10 protein-coding genes are annotated in these 22,205 nt (G+C 51.2%); 1 reads left to right on the top strand and 9 read right to left on the bottom strand.

What is annotated here, in order from left to right:
- The first annotated feature begins 484 nt into the window (after window positions 1-484).
- Window positions 485-1,801 carry a hypothetical protein gene (locus tag BLT02_RS05330; protein ID WP_092992304.1) on the top strand — a complete coding sequence of 439 codons (1,317 nt, stop codon included), beginning with the start codon at window positions 485-487 and terminating at the stop codon, window positions 1,799-1,801.
- 309 nt (window positions 1,802-2,110) lie between these two features.
- On the opposite strand, the gene BLT02_RS05325 is transcribed toward BLT02_RS05330, so the two are convergent.
- The 9 genes from BLT02_RS05325 to BLT02_RS05280 form a co-directional block, all read right to left on the bottom strand.
- Window positions 2,111-8,629 (bottom strand): SpaA isopeptide-forming pilin-related protein, encoded by a 6,519-nt coding sequence (locus tag BLT02_RS05325; RefSeq protein ID WP_092992302.1) that lies wholly within the window; start codon window positions 8,627-8,629, stop codon window positions 2,111-2,113.
- Between the two features lie 550 nt (window positions 8,630-9,179).
- Window positions 9,180-10,064, bottom strand: coding sequence for a DMT family transporter (locus BLT02_RS05315; RefSeq protein ID WP_175453699.1), 885 nt, complete (start codon window positions 10,062-10,064; stop codon window positions 9,180-9,182).
- A 125-nt stretch (window positions 10,065-10,189) separates the two neighbouring features.
- Entirely contained in the window at window positions 10,190-10,906 is a 717-nt protein-coding gene (locus tag BLT02_RS05310) for an NUDIX hydrolase (RefSeq protein WP_092992296.1), read from the bottom strand.
- A 96-nt stretch (window positions 10,907-11,002) separates the two neighbouring features.
- A complete protein-coding gene (gene murF / locus BLT02_RS05305; RefSeq protein WP_092992294.1) occupies window positions 11,003-12,445 on the bottom strand; it encodes a UDP-N-acetylmuramoyl-tripeptide--D-alanyl-D-alanine ligase in 1,443 nt (480 codons plus the stop codon).
- A 54-nt stretch (window positions 12,446-12,499) separates the two neighbouring features.
- A complete protein-coding gene (locus tag BLT02_RS05300) occupies window positions 12,500-13,627 on the bottom strand; it encodes a D-alanine--D-alanine ligase family protein (RefSeq protein ID WP_347474905.1) in 1,128 nt (375 codons plus the stop codon).
- A gap of 410 nt (window positions 13,628-14,037) precedes the next feature.
- Complete coding sequence (locus BLT02_RS05295) at window positions 14,038-16,566, bottom strand: glycogen/starch/alpha-glucan phosphorylase (RefSeq protein WP_092992341.1); 2,529 nt, start codon at window positions 16,564-16,566, stop codon at window positions 14,038-14,040.
- 168 nt (window positions 16,567-16,734) lie between these two features.
- Window positions 16,735-20,055: an isoleucine--tRNA ligase gene (gene ileS / locus BLT02_RS05290; RefSeq protein ID WP_092992290.1), complete on the bottom strand. Its 3,321-nt coding sequence runs from the start codon at window positions 20,053-20,055 to the stop codon at window positions 16,735-16,737.
- A 218-nt stretch (window positions 20,056-20,273) separates the two neighbouring features.
- Window positions 20,274-21,149: a LysR family transcriptional regulator gene (locus tag BLT02_RS05285; RefSeq protein WP_092992339.1), complete on the bottom strand. Its 876-nt coding sequence runs from the start codon at window positions 21,147-21,149 to the stop codon at window positions 20,274-20,276.
- A gap of 53 nt (window positions 21,150-21,202) precedes the next feature.
- A complete protein-coding gene (locus BLT02_RS05280) occupies window positions 21,203-22,174 on the bottom strand; it encodes a thiamine pyrophosphate-dependent enzyme (protein ID WP_092992288.1) in 972 nt (323 codons plus the stop codon).
- Window positions 22,175-22,205: the final 31 nt, after the last annotated feature.

The following is a 22,205-nucleotide window of genomic DNA, read 5'->3' as shown; positions in this document are numbered from 1 at the left end:
GATCACAAAACAAAGGCTCTGAAATTTGCACTGCCTCAGTAATTACTTTACCATACTTAAAAACCAGGTGCAATCTTCTGTGCCGAAACCCGATGCTGCATTATGTCAGCCACATTGTGTCAGTGCATTGTGCCAGTGCATTCGTCTTCTCCACAGCAGTGTAAACAAGGGGACGGTCCTTTTGTGTCTGTCCCCCTGTTTTCTCAACAGTCGGAACCAGAAACACGGGGACGGAAACAAAAGGACCGTCCCCGTGAACTCTCCTAAGACGTAAATTCCGTCTTGAAACCATAATCCTGTGTCTGTTAGAATGAAAATATCCAAAAGCACATACAAGGGGCGGCAGACCCTGCCCCCGCGTGCTTTGTCCGACCGGTGCCGCACCGCGGCGCTGCCGAAGTCTCATTATTCCATGGGGCTCCGGCAGACCTGCATCCGCAGCACCGGAGCCCCTCCGCACACAATTTTATTGCAGGAGGTGCATATGACAAAGAACACCGACACCATAAGCACACAGAAAGCAGCTTCCGCGGGTGGGAAAGCTGCCCTTTCCGGCACAGACATACTGCAGGCGGCACAGTATGATGCAAACGGCAAGGCAGGATTGCCAACGCTGCGCTCCGCCTTTCCGCAGTACAGGGAGCTTACAGAAGTCCTTCAGGAGATTGCCGCATCCCCGGAGATGACCGGTGCTTTCCGGTCCCTGACACCCTCCCGCCGGCAGGAGTTTCTGGACTTCTGCTGCGGCAACAGGGGCGTGCGCGTCCTCTATGATTCCTATTTCAAATATGTGTTTGACCCGGATGTGGAGGCCGCGGCTCTTTCCCGCATGATCTCCGTCCTGATCGGACTCGATGTAAAGCTCGTGCAGATTCTCCCCAATGAATCCCACCTGGGGGCGGATTACACACTGGTCATCATGGACATCATAGTGGAGGCGTCTGACGGGAGCATCGTGAACGTCGAAGTCCAGAAGATCGGATACAATTTCCCCGGTGAGCGGGCAGCCTGCTATAACGCGGACCTGCTCCTGCGCCAGTACCAGCGGATCCGTAAGGAATTCTCCGAAAATGACAGTCCGCAGGAGAATGACGGAAATAGGGAAAAAGACAGTGAGGGTAAAAAGGGAACATTCAGCTACAAATACATCCGACCGGTATACACCATCGTGTTTATGGAGACCTCCACGAGGGAATTCCACAGGTTCCGGCAGGATTACATCCACACCTTCGCCCCTGTTTCAGATACCGGCCTGAAGCTGAATCTCCTGCAGAACTACATTTTCGTCCCCCTTGATATTTTCCGGAGCCATCTTGATGCCCTGCTCCGCCCTGCGGGCGGGCAGCCCATGACGGAAAAAGAGGCCTGGCTTGCCTTCCTGTCCTCCGATGACCCCCGGGTCATCCTTCGGATCCTGGAGGACTATCCCGGCATCTTCCGTCCGTTATACGACAGGATCTGCACAATGTGCCAAAACACGAAGGAGATGATGCACATGTTCTCAGAAGAACTCTCCATCCTGGACAAAAATACGGTTATGATGATGATCGAAGAACAGCAGGAAACCATCGAACAGCAAAAGCAGGAACTGTCAAAAAAAGATGAAACCATCGGCCAGCAGATGCAGGAACTGTCAAAAAAAGACAAAACTATCGGCCAGCAGATGCAGGAATTGTCGCATCAAAAACAGGAACTGTCAAAAAAAGACGAAACCATCGGCCAGCAGATGCAGGAAATTGAGCGCCTCCGCAGGGAACTGGAGAAAGCCCGGCAGAAAAAACAAAAGCCGGTTTCTTCTTAAATCCTATTTAGCAACAGGACAGAAGTAAACGAAGACGATTGACAGAGTACATGAGGCAATGACCGGATTAGATCTCCCATCATTGCCTTATTTTTAATATACTGAAAAATGGAGTGGAAACAAAGGGAAACAAAGGGACGGTCCTTTCGTGTCTGTCCCCTGTTTTCTCAACAGTCGGAACCAGAAACACGGGGACGGAAACAAAAGGACCGTCCCCGTGAACTCTGTTTCCGTAATTAGTCATCTCTAACCGCCTCCCCAAAAGAAAAGCCAGCCACCGAAGTGACTGACTTCTCTGTTAACCTTGTGCTAAATTAATCTCCGTCTCCTCCACAGCAGTACACCCGCTCCAAGGATCAGGATGCTGCCGAGGATCGTGAAGAGCTGTGTACCGGGGCCGCCGGTGTTCGGGAGTGCTGCACCGGGAGTGTTGGTAATCTTCAATAATGCCAGTTTCACACTTCCGCCGGATACTGAAGCAGGAACAAATTCCAAGGTATCATCTTCTGTGATCATTGACATAACCTGATTTTCAATCTTGAAGTCTATTTGACTCACTGTACTGATATATCCTGTGGGAACATATACTTCTCGAAGCCTATATGTTCCATTCGACAACCCGGCAATTCTTTGTTCGCCACCCGTTGTTTCAAATGCACTTTCGAACGTTGTTTCTTTTCCGTCAATTACCTTCGTAACTTCACCAATTCCGTCAACGTCCGTTAAAAGGCTCTCAGCTTGTCCATTCACAGCTTTGAGTTGGAAAACAGCGCCTTCAAGTCCATTTCCATCACTATCAATTTTTTGGATCGTTATGATGTCACAGCGGTTTGTGTAAATGATATTCGTCTCGTTATTGGGAATGATTGTACCTGTAATAGTTGCTGTACCTACATTTCCAGCTGATACAGCAACTCCATTACCAGTCTGCCGTTCAATCTTAATCAGCTGATAACCGTTTGCATCCGTTTCTATTATTTTATATGTGGTATTTATTGGAACGTTCGCGATATTGAGCTGTTGGGCTCTCGTTATTCTTATGGTTGCCGTAGCTTTTTTATACGCACCTGAACCTTCTGAAGTCTCCTCTTCCGGATTTAACTGGTTACCAAAGAGTTGAATGCTCTCCCCGCTCTCTGTAAAAGTTACCGTCGTGGGGCCAACAGCATCATTATCAAAAGCCCCTGCGCAAATAGCGTCATGAACAACTCCATTTTCATCTTCCAGGGTCAGTTTCCCTATAGTGTTGCCTTCACCATCAACTGTCGTTCCTGCCGAAACCGCCTGATAATAGTTACCATTTTCATCATGATAGTAAAGCCCACTGATTCCATACCACGAAATATGGCTCCCCTCTATCGTGAACGGAGCAGCAGGATTATTTAACTCGATCGTGTATTCAAATTCAGTGGTATCATCAGTTATTTCTGTCACTCCGTCTGAACCGACAACTTTTTTATTTAAATGGATGTAGCCACGCAGTGTATTCACAATCTCCAGAGAAGAGGTGTCCGTTTCCGGATTAATATTTAGTGCACTAATTTCAGTAAAACTGATAGTGTTTCCATTACCTGTCTTTGTGAAGTTAACATTTCTCAGAGTGCCATCAACCAGCATTGGATGGTAGACCGGCGCTTTAAAGTCAAACTCATAAGACACATTATTCTCCCTAATGGTATAATCATGCCCATCTTCCAAGAGATAATATGTAGTCGTATGCCCTTCTTCATCAGTATATTCACCTGACGGATAAGCGGATCTGTCCAGGCCAATGGCATCCATACGTTCTCCACTCAGCATCAAGCCGGTAGCTATGGAAAAATCCTGCATCCATCGGGTACTGATCGTATATTCCTTTCCTTTATATTCAAAAGTCTTGAGACTACTCGGATCAGTTGTATCCCATATATAGTTTTCTCCATCCCAACCAAGGCCCACAATATCATAAGGGGTTGTGTTCGTATCCTGCAAAATATCGAATCCAATGGTGAATTCTGTAGGAATCAGATTATTATTTTCATCATAAACCGGTTCTTCACCTTCAAATTCATATAGTAACCTTAACAGGATTTCAGGGTCTCTATCAATATTCCATTTTTTATAGATCAATGACTGGGTATGTGCCAGGGGCATGGGATCCGGGGTTTCAAGGTCATGATAAAATGGTCCTGTAATTTCAGTTTTTGTTGTGTCGTTTGTTGTGACGGTCTCAATTACAGAATAATGAAGCTTCTGATCCGTATTAGTCAGCACAGCAAAGTATCCATTGTATACACCCTTTTCGTAATCATCACCTGTACCAGGATAATATACAATGCTTGGATACTTAGAACAGCCTCCTTTATAATATGTCCCTGAAGAACCGGTTACTGGTTCTGTTGCTCCCTGGTTCCACACCACATCCACTATATCGTTGTTAGAATCTGTAATGGTTTCAAGTCCGTTATTCAAGGCAGCTACATAATCATATGCGTCCTGATCAGGCCAAACAATGAAATTTACGGAATATGTATAATTATCCAACAGTAATCCAACTGGTGAAAGATCCCACACCAGTTCACCCGTATCATTATTAATATCTGCCAGGGCCATTTTCAATACCTTACCCTCAGCAGTTGTGACAGAGTACAACTTTTTCCCACCTACGGTTGATGAGGTCGCAGTATAATTCTTGATAGAGGACGCAGGTACATTGAATACAACAGTCGGATCACTGAGGTTCCCTGTTGCGGTAACTGTATACAATAATGTCTTAGACGCATCCCGCACCTCATAGACATATCCGTTCGTCTTCCCTTGTACCACAGTTGTCGTCATAGCATCTGTCGTCAGCGTATCTGTAATGCTGACATTGCCGTGGCCGATGGAGTCTTCAATGGTGTTGAAGATATCATCAAATTTGTTTTTAAGAGAATCTATTGTCTGAGCATCCTCATAGTAGTTCTGAACCGCATCTGTATTTGTATTCCCGTTCCCATTGCCGTTTCCATAGGCATAGTTTGTCAGATAAATAGAGTATTTATCATCTTCCGTTGTCCTGAATGTGAAAATATTATAAAACGCGAATCCTGCATCCACAAGAGCTTTAGCAGCATCCTTTGATTCCTCATAGGCATAAATATTTCCTTGACCGTTCGTTATTACACCGGTTTTTGGATCAGTGGTGTGATGGGCGCCACCTGATTCACCCTCAATTGCAGTCGGTTCTCCGTCGGTTAAGAAAATCACATAATAATCTTCATTCGTATTACCAGCATTTTCCTCTGCTGTCTTTTTCGAGCTGATGACTTCATATGCATATTGCAGAGCCTCCTCCCAGTTTGTACCGCTAGTGAAGCGATTACTGTTTACGACGCCCATTAAAACAGATGTATCTCTTCCGCTCTGCCAACCGATCTCCGTTTCGTTCGACCAGGATTTATCGTCAAATCGTTCATCGCCGAAACTGATGACCGAAATTTCAACCACATCAGTATTTACACCGCTTGCGTTATTATTCTCCATTAGCTGAGTGAACAGAGTGCTTAGCGCCTCCTGCTCAGCAGTCATACGAGTCTTTTTACTGACAACGTAAATTGGTGAGTCGTCAGGGTAATTGGAATACTGTGGATTTCCCCACCGATCAACACCTGATTGATATGTGATTACCGGATTGCTCCAACTCCCTCCAACTTGCCAATCATAACTGACAATGAGGTCCACATCTTGATTGTTTACAACACCTATGAAATGGTAACCGTTTCCTTCAGTAAGGTCACCTCTCCAACTGCTGGTATTTTTTGTCCCATAATACCAGCGAGTGCTATCATCACTGACTGTTTTCGTAATCATACTACTGGAACGATCCATCACAACAAGGACATTGGACTTTTTGACCGTCGTCTCTGTGGTCACGCTTGAATGCCCTTTTACGCTTAAAGTGAGCGTATAGGTACCGTCTTCCTGATTACTCTCATCTTTATTTGGCGTCAATGTTTTATGAGCTTCTGGTTTTTCAAGATCAGTATGGTCGTTTTCATCCGACTGTTCAGTCTCGCCTGCACGCAGCAGATCAGACGATTTCAGAGAAGAGAGAACCACTTCATTCAGCGCCTCATCCGTCAGGTTCGCGCTCTTCACTGTGGTACTTCCATTAGGATCCGGAAACGCTGCGAGTTTAGGCTCAACATAACTATCCTGAATTTCCTGAGCAACATATGTCCCTACGCCGGAAAAGCTATCCTGCTCATATCGGAAGCTTGTCACTTCATTATCCTGGATGATTGTTTCAACATCCTCGATAATCTCCACTTGGGTTTCAGACACATAGTGCGCCACACCGGGTGTCGTTTCTTCCCATGCCTTCAGACCCTGAACATAGCTGATTTCCACCCGAACCGGTGCTTTCGGTTCAATTTCTTCATCATTGTAGATCAAGGAAATATCAAAGAAACGAGCGGTATTAATATTTGTATAAGGAACATCGGGCAGTTCTCCCATGCTCTCATCATAATTCTCACGCATTTCTTCGACTTCAAAATACTCTTTGTTTACTTCTGCCCATGCCTTTCCGAGATGCTGAATATACTCATCCGTTCCTGGCTCGATTTCACTTGCAACAAGTTTCGTTCCGTCTGGAATTTCTGCATCATCGCCATAAGTCACAGTGATCTTGTAAGTCTGACCGTCTGTTGTCAAAACATTTGTACTGATCTGATAATCCGTCACTCTGATCTCAAAGACCTCTCCCGTCTTCATAGTCACAGTCAACGTTTCTTGACTACTAAAAGGCTTAACGCTAATCAGCGCCCAGTCACCTACTTCTACCGTCTGTGAATTAATCTCCTCAGTCTGCTCTTCTGTCAGTTCCAAGCTATACTCACATTCAAGCCCACGGTTCTCCTTAATTTGACCGACTGTGGTTTCGTTCTCTGCCTTGCTTACATCAACCAGTTCAGGGTTGCTGAATTCCACAGAATCTACATCCGCTACGAATTTCTTCACAGCATCGGACGCTTCCACATCCCCCAGCGTGAGTGCCATGTTCGCAGCAGAACTTATATCACTTTCTTCTGTCCATTCGTCGTTGCCATTTTCTTCTGCATTTTCTGCGATTTCAGCCTCATTTTTGTTCCCTTTTTCATGAGTGTTCGGATCACCAATTATATCCAACACTTCTACGAGGTCTGTAAAGCTGACAAATCCGCCTCCAGGAAGGCTGAACTGGTACATTTTGCCGTTCACGGAATACTCGAAGTCCACTGTATACACGATCGCATACACAGAGAAGGCCCCTGCTTCAAAGGTAAGGGTGTCTGTATCGATCGTTCGGCCGTTTTCAGCCTCAGTCTGCTTTTCGGTCTCAACGATGGTGGCAACGGGAGACTCGTGATCTGCATTTTCATCAGCACTTTTTTTGGTCTCTGATGTCTCTAGATTCTCCTCTGTTTCCGGAATAGATTCAGTATTCTTTTCCCCGGAATCATTTGAATTGTTTTCAACAACTGCATCTGTCGTATCTGCCGAAGTCTGATCCGTTACTTTGTCAGTGACATGCACAACAACAGGGGCTGTGGAAGTGTCTTCTACAGCCTGTTTGATACTTTCGCTCGTTATGGAGACTCTGATAGGTTTGAGGGGTTCAATCTCAACGCCTTCGTTGTTCCAGAAGCTGATATCCACGGCATGGAAGCCGCGTGTTTTATTGCTGACGGCATCGTCGGCAGTCACAGCTTCTTCGACGGCGGAAGCGACGGCATCCATATCTTCTGCGGCGGAGAGCCTCATTGTAGTCCCCTCCGGGAAGGCCCCTTCGTCCGCTTCAACATGAACGGTCAGTTCGGTCTGGTCCGGAAGTGCCGTCGCTTTTTCGCTCCCCGTATCTGTGGGAAGGGTTCCCATGGAAGCTGCAATGGAATCCTGGAATGTCAGGGCAGGATAAAGCAAAGCCATTTTCTCTGCCTGGTCATCTGTTGCAGATTCATCAGAGTCTGATTCAATATCTGCATCTTTTGTTTTATCCGCTTCTTGTGCGGAAGTATTTTCTTCGTAAGTATCTCCTGTATCAGTATCTCCTGTATTAGTATCTCCTGTATTAGTATCTGAATCGTCTGCAGCAATAGATGCGGCAAAAGATGAAGAAACAGCTTCGCCAGAGGATACTGACGCAGTCTCGCCGGTAGACGAAGATACAGTTTCGCCTGGAAACGCAGACGCAGTTTCATCGGAGGATTCAGACGTTGATTCGCCGGAGGATTCAGACGCAGACGTTCCGGAAGATGCGGACGACAGGGAAGCTTCAGCACTTGATTCTTCCGTATTTGTATAGTCATTTATATCTTCCGTGATTTCAGTTTCCGCATCTGCTGCGGGTGCTGCCGCGCCTGCTTCTTCAATGACCTCGTCTTCGCTGTACTCGCCTTCAATGATTTCGTCAGTTGGAGTCGCCGTTACAGACGTATTGCCAGCAACGGCTGCCGCTGACTCTGCGCCGCTGACAGCAGTACTCTCCGCTGTATCTCCATAGAAATCGGATCGATAACATGCAGGGCTGTGAGTGTGTGATTCTTTCCTACATACGAGTACCTTTTCATAGCAGCTGTCGACGTGCTGATGTCCGTCGCTTTCCGGGAGATCACAGACAAGCACTTCTTCAAAGCAGCTGTCGTCATGCTGATGGGCTTCGATGCCGCACTGGGCTTCAGCTTCCATGGTAATGGCTGGTAATACCAGAGCATAGGTTGTCACAAAGACAACAATAGCCGCAAACGTGCCTACAAATCTCTTAAAGAAGCGGCGCGTTCTGCGGTCTCTTAATATCTGTCTGATCCTTCGAAGTAATTTTTTCATCTAAATTTGTATTTCTCTTTCTAGTAAAACTCAAGATGTAAGGTGTCTGCCGTATTCATACATAACTGCGGCTGTATCCGCTGTGAGTTCGTCAGCACTTTCCGTCTTCACTGTATTCCCTGTGTTCTGTTCATCACTATATTCTATCCCGGCTTCTATCGCGGCTGCAGTTTCTGACCTGCAATAGATAATCATATAAAAACAGCCGGGCAATTTCCTAGATATGCATATATGCATATAATTCTTCACGTATATAGTATGGATAAAGAATATAAGAAACCGTCAAAAAGCCAAAAGAAAAGTAGTATGTATGATCTAATGAACAGGAATAATCTCAGAAATGTTCACGTAAGAAGACGGGGCAATACTGACCTGCGCATAGAATATCATTTTCTCATGTTATACTTAAAAACAGACACAAACCCGCATACCGGGGTTACGTCTGTTTTGATTCAAAAACGCAGGATCACCTTATCAGGTTTGTGGTTATGATCTGTTGTTCACAAACATGCAGGAATAAACCGGAGACAGTCTTCGGTGCTAAAAAGCATCACCGGCTGCTGATCAGGATCGCTCCCAGGATCAGTATGATTCCGACAATCTCATCAGGGTGCAGGATCTCATGAAAGACCACGATGCCCAGGATCGTAGCAACGACAGGCTCCACAGAAGCGAGAATGGAAGCCTGCCCGTTTTCCACTCCCTGCAGTCCTTTTGTATAAATAATGTAGGGAAGAACAGTGGTCACGAGCCCGAACAGGCAGATAAAGGCAGTCTGCGCCGCCCCTGAACTGACCGCGTGCCAGACATTGTGCATGGAAACAAAGGGAATCGTTCCGAAAACCGCAAACAAAAAGGTGTAAAAAGAGATCGTCAGACTCCTGTAGCCGCGGTCGAGCGCATATCTTCCAAAAATAGAATACAGGGCATATCCGACACCGGCTCCAATCCCGACCAGAAACCCTTTCAGGGTCAGGGAGGCGCCTCCGCGGAGAAGTCCGCTGACGCATATACACCCGATCAGAGTCAAGACCAGCGCAAGTATCTTTTTCCCCGTGATCCTTTCTTTAAAAAGGATGGCGGAGAGAATGATGACAAAAGCAGGCGCCGTATAGAGCAGGACCGCTGCTACCGACAGAGAAGTAAGTTCAATGGTCGTAAAATAACAGACATTGAAAAAAACAATACTCAGGACTCCGGTGCCGAAAAAACACCACAGATCCCGGAGTCGGATGCGGAACAGGCTTCTGTCCCGGATCATCAGGTAAAGAAAAAGTACCAGGGCAGTCACAAGGCTGCGCAGCTGAGCGATCTCGGCAGAGCTGCACCCTGCATCTCCCAGCCTGCGGACAAAAAGTCCCATACTGCCCCAGAGCGCTCCTGCGGTCAGGATGTAGAATGGTGCAAATCCGACCGCAGTGTTTTTTTGATCCACTGGTAAAATCCTCCTATGGCTGCGGCACAGAGGTGCGCACAGTTCACTGACAAATATTCGACCTGTACAACTGGAATGTCCTGTCATTCCACCTACAGGTCGAAATTTCGAATCTTATGAAGCTCTCAGCCGGTCCTCGCCCGTTTCAGCACGCGGTGAAGTCTTGACAGAAGTGTATCCGGCTTTTCAGGTGTCCTTTTTTTTTCAGCGGATTTGGCAGTTTCTTTCTTTTTTACTGCCTCTGACGCCTCAGCAGTCTCAGCAGCCTCTGCCTCTTTTGCTTCTCCGGCAGCTTCTTCTGCCAAAAGGCTCCGATAGGCCATTATCCCGGCTACGGTCTTTGCGTCCTGGATCTCGCCGGCATAGATCCGGCGGCACAGGTCTTCGAGAGGAACTGCGCAGATCTCGATCTCTTCTGCCTCATCCAGCTGCTGTCCGCCGACTTTTTCCAGATCCCGCGCCAGATAGATGTCCGTTCTTTCATTGCACCAGGCGATGGCTGTAAGAATACTCGCCAGCTTTGTCATTTTGCCAGGCCGGTAGCCGGTCTCCTCCTCCAGTTCACGGGCAGCAGTCACCGCCGGGTCTTCGCCGGAGGCGTCCCGGGCGCCGGCAGGGAGCTCCAGGGCTTCGCGGTCGATAGCAGGCCGGTACTGGCGGATCATCAGGATCCTGCCGTCCGCAAGGACGGGCACCGTACAGGCGCCGCCGCCCTTTTTATGGCGCACATAATCCCATTTCTGCTCTGTCCCGTCGGGAAGGATCATTGTGTCCCTGTAAAACTCAAGCACCGAACCGGCGCTCTCCAGTTTACGGTCTGTTCTTCGGATCTTGTATTCCATGGTCTCCCTCCTGCTATGGGGCATAAGATTGTCAGATGCCTGACTCTTTAGTTCCGGGCTGGCTGAATCATCCTCACTTCCGGGCTGGCCGGATCCTCATTTCCCGGCTGTCTCCCTGCTGATCGCGGCTAATTTATCCAGGGCCATGCCGTGGGAGGCTTTGAACAGGATCGCTGTGCCGGGCCGGGTGATCTGCCGCACTGCGTCGGCGGCGGATTCGCGGTCAGGAAAGGCCCTGACATCCGCAAGGCCGCAGGCTCTGGCTTCGTCCGCGATGAAGGAGGACAGGGGACCTACAGTGATCAGAGTATCGATCCCTGCCTGCGCCGCAGCGGCGCCGGTCTCCCTGTGAAGCTTTTCTGCATATTCGCCCTGCTCCAGCATATCCCCCAGGACAGCGGCTTTTCTGGGCATGGGCACGCAGGAAAGCACCTCCAGGGAGGACTTCATGGATTCAGGGCTGGCGTTATAGGTGTCGTCAAAAATCAGGATCTCCCCGTATTTCTCACAGGGCATGCGCTGACCGGCAAAGGCTCCGATCCCTTCCCGGATCTCTGCGGCTGTCATGCCGAGGAGGCTGCCCACGGCCGCCGCAAGGGAGGCGGGATAGATCAGGTGTCTTCCCGCTGCGGGAATGCAGAGTTCCAGCGACTCTTTCACGCCCGGGAACGTCAGCGAGCAGACCGTATTCATACGGACCTCTCCCTCTTTCTCCGTGCCGGTGATCTCAACATGAACATCTGCGGCCCTGTAATCGCAGAGTTCGCTCTGTCCCGCATAGAAAATTGAATACGCAGCTGCCATCTCCGGATCCTGTCTGATCTGCGGCAGGAAGTCGTCGTCACCGCACAGGACCGCCTGCGCTCCCGGTGCCATTCCGTCAAAAATCTCTTTTTTGGCGTGATAGATGTTTTCCCTGCTTCCGAGAATACCGATATGAGCTGTCCCAATATTCGTGATGACCGCAATATCGGGGGCCGCGATTTCAGAAAGGCGTCTGATCTCGCCGGGATGATTCATTCCCATCTCCAGGACCATAATCTCATCTTCTCCCGACAGGTCGAAGATCGTCATGGGCAGGCCGATGTCATTATTAAAATTCCCCTTTGTAGAATGGACCCTGAACCGGCGGGCCAGGACGGCCGCCACCATCTCGCGGCAGGTTGTCTTGCCGACGCTCCCGGTGATCCCCACGACCTTTACATCGTGTTTTTTTCTGTAATAATGAGCCAGATTCCCCAGCGCCCTTCTGGTATCTTCCACAAGAATATAAAACCGGTCCGGGCGTATTTCCTCCGGAGCCCTGGAAATAATACAGCCGGCAGCTCCCTTTTCAAGAGCGGAGCCGACATAGGCGTGACCGTCAAAGCGTTCACCTGAGAGGGCAAAAAAGACACAGCCGGGAGTGATCTTGCGGCTGTCCGTCACCACAGAGAGGATCTCCGTTTCCTGCCGATCAGCTTTCTCGTCCTTCTCGTCCCCGGACAACAAGGTCCCGCCGGTCGCCTCCAGTAGTTCACGGAGCATCAGTTTTTCCATAGCATTCTCCCTGAGTCTTGTATATTTGGAAGAAAATGTGTCAGATAAATCCTGTCACAGGTCCTGCGGTTTATAGCGCAGGCCGTCTTCGACGATCATCTCACACAGCTCTTCATAGCCGATCCCGACAGCCGCTGCCTCCTGCGGGACAAGGCTGGTCTTTGTCATACCGGGAAGTGTGTTCACTTCGATAAACCAGATTCTGCCCTTTTTGTCAATGACAAAGTCACTGCGCGAGTAAGTCCGCAGGCCCATGATCTCATGTACCCGGAGGGCGATCTCGCCCATTTTTTCCTCCGTCTCGGGGGTGACCCGCCCGGGGCAGATCTCAATCGTCGCACCGGCCTCATATTTATTGGAATAGTCGTAGAACCTGGTCTTTGGAACGATTTCCACCGAAGGCAGGGCCCGTCCGCAGAGCACGGCGCAGGTAAAATCCCGTCCCTCGATGAACTGCTCGGTCATAAACGTGTTGCCGTAATACATGCAATTACGGACAGCTTCACGCAGCTCTTCTTTTCTGCGCACGATATACACGCCTACTGAAGAGCCTCCTTCCGGCGTCTTGACCACACAGGGAACAGCCGTCTGCCGGCATACTGTCCGGATGAATTTCTCCCGCGCTTCGGGTTCCGAACCTTTTTCTTCAAATTCCCAGCGGTGGAAGGCGGGAGTCAGTACATCATGCCGGGCTACGATCATTTTCGTGACGATCTTGTCCATACTCATCGCCGAGGCGAGATGGCCGGAGCCTGTATAGGGGATGCCCATCATATCAAAGGCCGCCTGGACACGTCCGTCCTCTCCGTTCTTTCCGTGCAGGGCGATAAAGACAATATCCGCCGCCCGGCACACCTCGAGGACATGCAGGCCGAACAGGGAAGGACTCTGCCATTTTCTGGACCTTCGTACCGCGTCCAGATCCGGAGCCGTCCCGTCGAAGGTGTACTCCGGAATGGGGGGAAGATCTTCAAAAAGAATGTCCGGATTAAAAGCGGAATCTGAAGCGGAGTCTCCGCGGTCCGTATTGTCCATCTCCTCAAATCCCATGAACAGGTCCGCCAGCACTGCTTTGTGTCCGCGGCTCCGCAGAGCCTGGCAGACACGGGAACCTGTCAGGAAAGATATATTCCTTTCTGTGCTCAGTCCTCCGCACAGAACTACAATTTTCAATTGTTTCAATGAATAACCTCCGAAGCGATCTGTTTCACGTTTCAAGTTTTCACGAAAAGCGTAAAGCCCCTGCGTCCGTCCGTCAAGAGCTGTTTGTAAATAACAACCGGCTCTTCCGCTGCTTTTTGCAATAACGCACCCTGTTTCCCCGGAAAAGTTTAAACAGATGCGAAAGAGCCTGACAGATTCTGACCTCTCAGGCTTCTGCGGGTAAAAAGACCGCAGATACCGGCTGTGTCCAGCCGGACCTGCGGCCCTTTTTTCTTATGTATATTGTATATTGTATATTGCTGCAGCTTTGATGCTTTAAATCTGTACGGTTATCTGTACGGAATCTCAGCTTTGCTGCTTTAACTCTGTACGGTTATCTGTACAGAGTCTCAGCTTTGCTGCTTTCTTTCTTTACTGCTTACTGATATTTAATCCTCATCAGTGGCAGTAGTTGTGGTCTTTTTGCGCCTGCGCCTTGCAGGCAGTTTGACCTTATCCAGATGCCAGATATCCTTGACATACTCCTCGATGGTTCTGTCGGAGGAGAACTTGCCGACGAAAGAGACGTTGCGGATGGCCATCTGTGCCCAGCGCTTCTGATCCTTGTAGGCTTCGCAGATATCATGCTGCGCCTGGATGTAAGACCGGAAATCCGCAAGGATGAAATAGCGGTCGGCGGGATCCATGCCCTGCCTCTGGAGAAGGCTGTTGTACAGAGGACGGAAAAGCTCGGGATCCTGAGGGGAATAGGTGCCGTTTACAAGCTGGACCAGCACCTGGCGGATCTCCTCATCTTCGTTGAAGATGCGCATGGGATCGTAGCCGCCGTTCTTCTCGTAGTTCATGACCTCCTCGGAGGAAAGACCGAAGATGAAGGCGTTCTCTTCGCCCACTTCCTCGACGATCTCGACGTTGGCGCCGTCCATGGTGCCGAGAGTGATCGCACCGTTGAGCATGAACTTCATGTTGCCGGTTCCGGAAGCTTCCTTACTGGCCGTGGAGATCTGCTCGGAAATATCCGCTGCCGCGATGATGATCTCAGCGTTGGAGACCTTGTAGTCTTCGATGAAGACGACCTTGATCTTGTCGTCGATGGACTCGTCGTTGTTGATGACATCCGCGACGGAATTGATCAGCTTGATCGTCAGCTTGGCGGTCTTGTAGCCGGCCGCAGCCTTTGCGCCGAAAATAAAGGTGTGCTTGGGGATATCCAGCGTGGGATCCTTCTTGATCTTGTTGTACAGATACATGACATGAAGGATGTTCAGCAGCTGCCGTTTATACTCGTGCAGACGTTTTACCTGAACATCGAAGATGGATCTGGGATCGACCTCGATGCCGTTGTGCTCAAGGATGTAATCCGCCAGACGGACCTTGTTTTTATACTTGATATTCAGGAATTCCTTCCTGGATCTCTTGTCATCCGCATATACCCTGAGTTCCTTCATTCGGGAGAGGTCTGTGATCCACTCGTCTCCGATGTGATCAGTGACCCAGTCCGCCAGCAGGGGGTTGCCGTGCAGCAGGAAACGCCTCTGGGTGATGCCGTTGGTCTTGTTGTTGAACTTCTCGGGGAACATCTCGTAGAAGTCCTTGAGCTCACGGTTCTTGAGGATCTCTGTGTGGAGCCGGGCAACGCCGTTGACGCTGTAACCGGCGACGATCGCCATATTGGCCATACGAACCTGACCGTCATAGACGATGCACATGCTGCGCTTTTTCTCTTCGATGTTGGCGCCGGTATCCTTGTAAACTCTGGTGATCTCCGCCTCGAACCTGTGATGGATCTCCTCCACGATCTGGTAAATGCGGGGAAGGAGCTGTGAAAACAGGTCGATAGGCCATTTTTCCAGTGCTTCCGCCATGATCGTGTGGTTCGTGTAGGCTACGCACTTTGTCGTGACAGCCCAGGCTTCGTCCCAGCTGAGTTCGTATTCATCCATCAGGATGCGCATGAGTTCGGGCACCACCAGAGTCGGGTGAGTGTCGTTCATCTGGAAGACATACTTCTCGTGCAGGTTCCTTACATCATCGTGGGTCTTGAGATATTTCTGCACTGCCTGCTGAAGGGAGGCGGATACGAAGAAATACTGCTGTTTCAGACGCAGTTCCTTGCCCTGATAGTTCTCATCGTTGGGATAGAGAACGTCGCAGATCGTCCTGGCCAGATATTCCTGCTCCACGGCCTTGTGGTAATCGCCCTTGTCGAAGGAGTCAAGCTTGAAGCTCTCCACGGGCTGAGCGTCCCAGATACGGAGTGTGTCTACAAATCCGTTGCCGTAGCCGATGACGGGCATGTCGTAGGGCACTGCCTTGACCGCGTTGTAATCGACCACCCTGTACATGGTCCTGCCCAGCTTTTCACTGTAATAGGACTCGACGCGGCCACCGAAGTGGACCTCCTGGGTATACTCGGGCCTTCTCAGCTCGAGGGGATTACCGTTTTCGAGCCAGTTGTCCGGCACTTCCTTCTGGTAGCCGTCCTCAATCTGCTGCTTGAACATGCCGTAGTGGTAGCGGATGCCGCAGCCGTAGGCGGGATAGTTCAGGGTGGCGAGGGAATCCAGGAAACAGGCTGCAAGACGGCCCAGACCGCCGTTACCCAGCGCGGCGTCAGGCTCCTGATCCTCAATGGCATTCATCTTGAAGCCGAGCTCCTTGAGCGCTTCCGCGATCGGCTGGTAGGCCATAAGGTTGATAGCGTCATTGCCGAAAGCACGGCCCATCAGGAACTCCATCGAGAGATAGAGAAGGGTCTTGGGATCCTGATCGTCGAAAGCCTTCTGTGTGCGCATCCAGCAGTCGATGATCTGATCCTTCAGCGCCAGGGCGGATGCCTGGAACACCTGCTGATCGGTGGCTTCCTTCATGGTGCGGCGGTACATCGTGCGCACGTTGTACTCTACACTTCTCTTGAAAAGGTCTTTGTCAAATTCAATAGCGGGTCTTTTTAACATATAAAAATCCTCATTCTGGGAGCATGGATACCGGCAGCCGGATCCCTGTCCGGGAGCCGCTGTCCGGGACATCCGCAATGCTCCGTGCGGATGTCCCTCAGTGATGCAGTTTTATTTTTCCAGTATTTATTTCTTCAGTAACTGTTTATCAGCAGCTGATCTGCTTTTTCAGATCTTCTCTACGGAAATAGTGGCCTTTTCGCCGTTGATATCCCACTCCTTCGAGTTTGCGAGGTTCTGTCCGTCGAGGACCTCGACAGCAAGGACCTTGGACGCGATAGCTTTTTCGTTTTTGTGCAGGATCTCTGACAGTCTGTCGTTTCCGGAAAGGGACAGACGGATGCGGTCGGTGACCTCGAAGCCGGCCTCCTTGCGCATGGTCTGGATCTTGCTGATCAGCTCGTAGACAAAGCCTTCCTCGATGAGCTCAGGGGTCAGGTTGGTGTCCAGGACTACGGTATAGCCGCCGTCCTCCTGGGAGATGTAGCCCTCTTTCTGAGACATCTCAATCAGCAGGTCTTCTTTTGTCAGAGAGACCTCGGTGCCGTTCACATCAAAAGTCAGGGCACCTTTTTCATTGAGCTCGTCCATGGCGGCGTTGCCGTCCAGCTCTGCGAGATGGGTGCGGATGCCGCCCAGCTGTTTGCCGTATTTGGGTCCGACTGTGCGGAGCTGAGGTTTGAAGGTGTAGCTGGTGAATTCGCGGACGTCGTCCGTGAATTCCACGCTCTTGATATTGAGCTCGTTTTCGATGATCTCGACAAAATAAGTATCCAGCTTCGCGTCATCCTGCGCAGGCGCCTTCACAAACATCTTGTTGACCGGCTGGCGGTTTTTGATGCCGGACAGGTTGCGGCAGGCGCGTCCCATGACGACGACCTTGAGGACCTTGGCCATGGATTTCTCCAGGGCGGGATCGATCATGGTCTCATCCACTACGGGATAATCGCACAGATGGATGCTCTCGGGTGCGGACGCGTCCACGCTGCGGACGATGTTCTGGTAGATCTCTTCTGTCATGAAGGGGATCATGGGAGCAGCTGCCTTGCAGACGCCGACCAGAGCGGTGTAGAGCGTCATGTAGGCGTTGATCTTGTCCGGCTCCATGCCCTTGGCCCAGAAGCGGTCACGGCAGCGGCGGACATACCAGTTGGACATCTCGTCCACGAAATCGGACAGGGCTGTGGCCGCCTCGGGAATCCTGTAGCGGTCAAGGCAGTCGTCCGCCTTTTTGATCATCGAATTCATCCGGGACAGGAGCCACTTGTCCATGACGGGAAGGCTTGCGTAATCCAGGGTATACTTCGTAGGATCAAACTGGTCGATCTCCGCGTACAGGGTGTAGAAGGCGTAGGTGTTCCAAAGGGTGCCGAGGAACTTGCGCTGGCCCTCCTGCACAGCCTTGTCATGGAACTTGTTGGGCAGCCAGGGCGCGCTGTTGGAGTAGAAGTACCAGCGGATCGCGTCGGCGCCGTGTTTTCCGAGGGCGTCGAAGGGATCGACCGCGTTGCCCTTGGATTTGGACATCTTCTCTCCGTCCTTGTCCAGGACCAGGCCCAGGACGATGACGTTTTTATAGGCGGGCTTGTTGAAAAGAAGTGTGGAGATCGCGTGCAGGGAATAGAACCAGCCGCGGGTCTGATCCACCGCCTCACTGATGAAGGAAGCGGGGAAGTTCTTTTCAAAGAGCTCCTTATTTTCAAAAGGATAGTGGTACTGGGCGAAAGGCATGGCGCCGGAGTCAAACCAGCAGTCGATGACCTCGGGCACGCGCTTCATCTGTCCGCCGCAGTCCGCGCATTTGACAAAATAGTTGTCCACATAAGGCCTGTGGAGCTCGGTATTGGCCGCGGCGGGATCGCCGGTCAGGTCTGCCAGCTCTTTGCGGCTTCCGATGCTGATCTGCTTTCCGCAGTCCGGGCATTCCCAGATATTGAGAGGTGTGCCCCAGTAACGGTTTCTGGAGATACCCCAGTCCTGGATGTTCTCCAGCCAGTTTCCGAAACGGCCTTCGCCGATGTTGGCGGGGATCCAGTTGATCTCCTTGTTGTTGCGGACCAGGTCATCGCGGACCTTTGTCATCTCGATAAACCAGGACTCACGCGCATAGTAGAGCAGAGGGGTGTTGCAGCGCCAGCAGTGCGGATAGTCGTGCTCGAACTTCGGCGCGGCAAAGAGCATTCCTCTAGCCTCCAGCTCTTTTAAGACCTCGGGATCCGCGCTGACCGCGCCCTCCGCGATCTCAGCCTCAGTGGGCTTGCAGCGCATGCCGGCAAAGGGAGTCTCGGGCTTCATCACGCCCTTGTCGTCCACCATCTGCACGAAGGGAGCGTCGTATTTGCGGCCGATGCGGGCATCGTCTTCACCGAATGCAGGAGCGATATGGACGATACCTGTACCGTCTGTCATGGTGACATAATCGTCGCAATAGACGAAAAATGCCTTTTTGTGCTGCTTCGCGACAGAATCCGCAGCGCACTGATAAAGGGGCTCATATTCCCTGTATTCCAGATCCTTACCGGTCATCTCCTCGAGGATCTCGTAGGGAGGGACATTTTTAGCCTCGGCGGCTTTTTCCGCTTCGGCGGCCTCAGCGGCAGCTGCCTCCTGGCCTGCGTCCGCTGCGCCCTTTTTGCCCTTTTTCTTCTTATTCTTTTTACCCTCAGCCTTTTCCTCCGCGGAAGGGGCAGGAGCAAACACGCTGTCCAGAAGTGCCTTCGCCATATAGTAGATGGTGCCGTCCGCGGCTTTCACCTTCGCGTAGGTCTCCTCCGGGTTCACGCACAGGCCGATGTTGGAGGCCAGCGTCCAGGGGGTTGTCGTCCAGGCCAGGAAATAGGCGTCCTCACCCTTCACCTTAAAGCGGACGATCGCCGAGCGCTCCTTGAGGGTCTTATAGCCCTGGGCCACTTCGTGGGAAGACAGGGGAGTGCCGCAGTGAGGGCAGTAGGGGACGACCTTAAAGCCCTTGTAGAGAAGGCCCTTTTTCCAGATCTCCTGAAGTGCCCACCACTCGGACTCGATGTAGTCGTCATAATAGGTGACATAGGGATTGTCCATGTCAGCCCAGAAACCGACGATGCCGGAGAAATCCTCCCACATCCCCTTGTACTGCCAGACGCTCTCCTTACATTTCTTAATAAAGGGCTCGATGCCGTAGGCTTCGATCTCATCCTTGCCTTCGATGCCGATCGCCTTCTCGACCTCCAGCTCCACGGGCAGTCCGTGCGTGTCCCAGCCCGCCTTGCGGGGGACCTGATATCCCTTCATGGTGCGGTAACGGGGGACCATGTCCTTGATGACACGGGTGAGAACATGGCCGATATGAGGCTTGCCGTTTGCCGTGGGCGGCCCGTCATAGAACATGTAGAGGGGGCGGCCTTCGCGTTCTTCGATACTCTTCTCAAAAATGTTGTTGTCTTTCCAGAATTTCACGGTCGCGTGCTCGCGCTCCACAAAATTAAGGTCCGGGTTTACCTTTTTGTACATCCTATCGCTTCCTTCCTACTTCTCCTTTATGTCGAAGCGCAAAAATCAGAGACCTGCCGTGTTTTCCTGGAAAAGCTGATGCCGGGTATTCAGCACGCAGTCTGTCCGGAAAATACAGTGCAGGACTCTGCCGCTTATCAAAAAAGCCATGGAGTTATATTGCCATAGACCTTATACATTGTCAAGAAAAAGGTTATCTGCTGCTGTTTCGATGTTTTTCAGATATTCCGGTAGGTTTCCAGAATGTGCTGATACAGCGTGCGGGCGGCCGGGGCCATCTGGCCGGGGCCCCTCACGGCCAGGCCGATCATGCGGGCAGCGTCAGGCTCCATCCGGTACATACGCACATCATAGGGAATATCAGTCATGACCAGTTCCGGCATGATACAGATCCCGAATCCTGCCTGCACCATGATGACCGTTGAGAGATCGTCCACGACATGATAGCGGGTGGAGATATCCAGCTGGTTTTGTTTCAGGTAATTCTGAATGTCAGCGTCAGTGGACTCCCGCTGCACCACAAAGCGGCGGCGGGACATCTCCGAGATCGTCATGAAATCCCCCGGCTCCTCTTTTTCATAGTTTCCGGGCACGATACACAAGAGCGGATCCCGGTAAAAAGGTTCGATCGGCAGATCCTTCGCGCTGGAAGTGGACAGGAAACCGAAATCGACGACGCCGTTTTTGATCCAGTAAGCGACATCGTCATAGGTCCCCTGAAACAGCTCGATCTCCACAGCCGGATATTTTTCCCTGAAGGAAGTGATGATCTCCGGCATCCAGTTCGTGCAGATGCTGGAGAATGCGCCCACCTTCACGGTCCCCTGCTGGAGACCGTTCATCTCCGAAACAGCCTGCTGCAGACTCTCTTCGCTGTTCAGGACTGCATTGATATAGGGGAGAAGCTGGCTGCCGGAGCTGGTAAGGCTGACTCCGGCCTTTCCTCTTGTAAAAACAGAAAAGCCGAGCTCTTTTTCCATTCCTGAGATCGTATGACTGATCGCGGAAGGTGTCAGCCCCAGGAGGTCTGCTGTCTTGTGAAAGCTTCCGGATTCCGATACAGTCTTGAAAATTCGGTAAGTCAACAGGGTCATCTTATGCTCCTTTTTGTTCACTTAAAACTTCATTGTGGGCAAAAAAGCGGGGTTTATCTCGCGCAGCGGTACTGCAGGTCCTCCCATCGGCGGTCTACCTCCTGCTGAAACAGGACAAGCAGATGTTCGTTGCCGGGTTTGAAGAGGTGTTTGAAGCGGCCCTGGGGGCGGAGGAAGTCCTCGATGGGCAGTTTGTTTTTGGGCTCATAGCTCAGGGTCCATTTGCCGTGGTCGACTTCGAAAAGGGGCCAGTAGCAGGTCTCCACCGCCAGGCGGCAGATCTCCATGATCTCGCTGGTCTCGTAGCGCCAGCCCCGGGGGCAGGGGGTCATCATATTAAGAAAAGCGGGGCCCTCTGTATAAATTGCCTTTGCGGCCTTCCGGTGCAGGTCTTTAAAGTCCCGCGTCAGAGTGGTCTGCGCCGCATAGGGCACGTGGTGTTCCACAAGGATCGCCGTGAGGTCCTTGCGGTACTGGACCTTGCCGTTGGAACACGTGCCGGCGGGGGTAGTCGTCGTATCCGCAAACATGGGTGTCGCTGAGGACCGCTGGATGCCGGTGTTCATGTAGGCGCCATTATCATAACAGACATAGACCATGTCATGTCCGCGTTCCATGGCGCCCGACAGGGACTGAAGACCGATGTCGTAGGTGCCTCCGTCCCCGCCGAAGGTGATGAATTTGAAATTCTCTTTTTCCGGGAGCCTGCCGCGCTTGCGGAGAGCCCTGTAGGCTGTCTCCACGCCGCTGAGAGTCGCCCCCGCATTTTCAAAGGCGTTGTGGATGTAGCTGTCCTCCCACGCCGTGTAGGGATACATATAAGAAGAAACCTCGACACATCCCGTCGCGTTGCCGATCACAGCCCGGTCCTCCTCATGCAGGGCGCGAAGCACAGCGCGTATACCGATCGTCGCGCCGCAGCCCGCACACAATCTGTGTCCCGGTGTCAGCCTCTCCGGCCGCTGAAGCATGGTTTTGAGGCTGAAATCCTCCGTGGTCGCTGCTGTATTTTTATCGTTGTTCATCACGTTATTTCTCTTTCCTGATTGATTATGT

This window comes from Sarcina sp. DSM 11001 (genome assembly GCF_900101015.1).
Lineage (GTDB): Bacteria > Bacillota > Clostridia > Lachnospirales > Lachnospiraceae > CAG-791.
This window is presented reverse-complemented; position numbering and strand designations above follow the sequence as displayed.